Below are 406 nucleotides of genomic sequence, written 5' to 3' on the forward strand. Positions count from 1 at the left end.
GCCTTACGGCTTCGCACGGACCTGTGTTTTTAGTAAACAGTCGCTTCTCGCTGGTCTCTGCGGCCACCCCCAGCTCACGGAGTAAATCCGATCACCAGAAATGGCCCCCCTTCTCCCGAAGTTACGGGGGCATTTTGCCGAGTTCCTTAACCATAGTTCACCCGAACGCCTCGGTATTCTCTACCTGACCACCTGAGTCGGTTTAGGGTACGGGCCGCCATGAAACTCGCTAGAGGCTTTTCTCGACAGCATAGGATCATCCACTTCACCACAATCGGCTCGGCATCAGGTCTCAGGCTTCATGCTGTCCGGATTTGCCTGGACAGCGCCCTACACCCTTACCCCGGGACAACCACCGCCCGGGCTGGACTACCTTCCTGCGTCACCCCATCGCTTACCTACTACA

Annotated in this window: 1 rRNA gene; it reads right to left on the reverse strand. The window is 57.1% G+C overall.

What is annotated here, in order from left to right:
* Positions 1 to 406: ribosomal RNA gene (locus ACSNOH_RS35175) — 23S ribosomal RNA — on the reverse strand; the annotation flags it as partial.

The organism is Streptomyces sp. URMC 127 (assembly GCF_051386535.1).
Classification (GTDB): domain Bacteria; phylum Actinomycetota; class Actinomycetes; order Streptomycetales; family Streptomycetaceae; genus Streptomyces.